Source organism: Nostoc sp. 'Peltigera membranacea cyanobiont' 213 (genome assembly GCF_002245975.1).
Taxonomy (GTDB): domain Bacteria; phylum Cyanobacteriota; class Cyanobacteriia; order Cyanobacteriales; family Nostocaceae; genus Nostoc.
Map to the genome: position 1 here is coordinate 1 of NZ_NOLI01000318.1, position 2598 is coordinate 2598.

General features: G+C 40.3%; 3 protein-coding genes. 1 reads left to right on the forward strand and 2 read right to left on the reverse strand.

What is annotated here, in order from left to right:
- A partial coding sequence (locus CDG77_RS34495) for a transposase (protein ID WP_094333606.1) occupies nucleotides 1–547 on the reverse strand: 547 nt, incomplete at its 3' end.
- 41 nt (nucleotides 548–588) lie between these two features.
- On the opposite strand from CDG77_RS34495, the gene CDG77_RS37250 reads away from it, so the two are divergent.
- Nucleotides 589–2097: a methyltransferase domain-containing protein gene (locus CDG77_RS37250; protein ID WP_190234161.1), complete on the forward strand. Its 1509-nt coding sequence runs from the start codon at nucleotides 589–591 to the stop codon at nucleotides 2095–2097.
- An 88-nt stretch (nucleotides 2098–2185) separates the two neighbouring features.
- On the opposite strand, the gene CDG77_RS34505 is transcribed toward CDG77_RS37250, so the two are convergent.
- Nucleotides 2186–2371, reverse strand: a complete 186-nt coding sequence (locus tag CDG77_RS34505; protein WP_094333605.1) for a glycosyltransferase — start codon at nucleotides 2369–2371, stop codon at nucleotides 2186–2188.
- Nucleotides 2372–2598 lie beyond the last annotated feature (227 nt).

Here is a 2598-nt window from a genome sequence, read left to right on the forward strand (position 1 = left end):
TGTACCTTTGACAGAAACCCCGATACTTCTGGGCGCATGACTCTAAACTCTTGCCCAACTGTAAGAATGCTGGATGCCACTGAGTTAAACCATCATCCGTTAATCGCTCGTAAGTCCCGTAATTGCTGAACTCGTAGAAAAAACCTGAGCGCATTTTTGCAGCTTTTGGGTTCGCATGGATGTAGCGCAAAGTATTTAAAGCCCGGTCTACATCGACCGTCGGGAATCCATCGCTGTAATATCTCTTTTCCCAAAAATGCCCCGTGCGATTGAGCATTCGGTTAAAGCACATCACCGCATACCAATTGAGAAAGTGCATGATTTTAGGCAAATCTTCTGGCTGTGCTGGTTCGATAAGATAGTGAACGTGGTTACTCATAATACACAGGGCATAAAGCTTAAACCCATATTTGTCGATTGCCTTCTTGATGCAACAGAGCAACACTTCCCGACATTCCCGTTGGGCAAGATTAAATTTCCGATTATTGCAACGAATAGTGATGTGGTAGCAATATCCTGGTTGTAAATTGCGACGTCGGCGGGGCATCTGTCAACACTATTAAAACTTTATCTTCAACAATAAATTAAATGCTATCAGAATTTCTACTCTCATTCAAAAAAGATGTTCTCCTAGTTGAACTTAAGGGCGGTGAACAATTGGCGCTTATATCAGGAGAGCGCCAATTCACCTTTAAAAATGCTCAACCAGGGCTAAAATATGCCCTGGAATCTTTAACAAAAAGCGAAGTTACCGCCGCCCAACTCAAACAATTTGTATTGGATAAAGACGGTTTTGAAGCTAGTCTAAAATTTACTTACCATCTCAAAAAACTGGTTAACTCTGGCTGGATTTGCCATTCCTTAGTCGCTGATAGAGCCAAAATAGCTACAGCCATTTCTGTCACTTCCGATTATGAATTTCCTCAATTAAAAGTAGCACCAGAGGGGAAATATATCCTCTCCCGCTTCGCTTATTCCCAGCAAAAGCAAGGAAAAATTACCTTAAAATCCTCATATTCCCCTGCGGAAATTATCCTCGACTGGCGCGGAGGAGCCTTAGTTTCCTTGCTCAGTATTCCCCAAAGCATTGATGAACTCTCTGCCCAAATTCCAGCAATTTCCCAACAGGTCATTGAACAGTTTCTCAGCTTGCTTTTAGGTCATGAAATGCTAGCAGAAGTGCAAGCAAATGGCGAAATTGTGGAGACATTTACCAAAAATGAAAAGCGAAAAGGCGCGAATGATTACAAGTGGCTAATTCCCCGCTACTTCACTTCAAAACCAACTGAAGAAGAGAAACTCTCCTGGGACGAAATCCACAAAGACTACGACAAGCATATTTTCAGCGTCACACCAGATACAAACCTCTGCAAAGCCATTATACATCCCTCGGTGCAGGCGCCTAGTTTTGATATTCCCAACTCTCCTGACATTCAAGTTTTAATTCCTGGATGTGGTTCTGAAGTTTATATACAAAATAAATTACTGGAATTTTGCCCCAATATTCAACATATTTTCTGTACTGACTTTTCTTCAAATGCCATTAGCAAAGCTCAGAAAAATTGGCATAATTTTCCTGAAAATATAAACTTACAATCAACTAAATTAATTTTTGAAGAAGCAGACTCCACAAAATTAACCGAGCAGAAACCCGATTGGAAAAATAAGTTTGATTATGTAATTGTTGTCAACGCGGTTGTTTCCGATGACGACCTAAAAAATCGTCAAATGATTAAAGAGTTTTATCAAGTCCTCAAACCAGGGGGTAAGATTTATGGCTTTTTCCCAACCATTTACTGTGACTTAGAAATTGCCTATTTAGATGACTCTAAATCTCACTGGTTAACCGATAATATTATTAACTTAACTGATAGCGCTAATTACTACCATAAAAATCGCTATACTCGCCAAATTCTTTATACACCTTTGCGGCTAAATCGTATTTTTCAGGAAGCAGGTTTTCAGCGATTGGGGTTTGAAATTTTCTTTAATGACTCCGATTTTACAGCAAACAACTATCGAGAAAAGTTAGAAATTAAAGATTTAGATATTGTTCATTGGCAATTTCTCGTTAGATATGAAAAGCCCGAAAATTGAGCGAGTTGTAGGTTGGGTGGAGGAACAAAACCCAACATTAATCCATTGATCCGGGCGTTGGGTTACGCAAAGCCTCCAACGCCACTTGCTACAACGCGGGAAACCCGCGCAACGCAGTGGCTGTCGCAACAAAGGATGCAAAGTTTTCGTGGGTTGCGACTTTTACCTGATGCCCCGCACGTTTCAAACCAATGGCCAAACCACAATAAGGTTGCAAGCCTCCCCTTGAACCTACGGTTAGGATCGTAATCTTAAGTTTTCGACTTGGTGCTATAGGTAGACTTTAGCTCAAATCTTTTTCCTGCTGAAAACTCCAGTATCCAAAAATTGTACTAATTTCCTATGCCTGTGGGCGATAAGCCAAGATTGATTAATTCAAAATTATTTTTCAACAAACAGAATGCGTGAATTTCATGAAATGGTTAAGGGAATCCCGTTATCTTTGGGTTTTAAATTGAGAATAAATGGCACAGCTTTCAATACCCAATCGGACACGGGTGT

Excerpts from the sequence above, each read along its gene's own strand:
- CDG77_RS37250 (WP_190234161.1), top strand. The coding sequence starts at position 589 with ATGCTATCAGAATTTCTACTCTCATTCAAAAAAGATGTTCTCCTAGTT.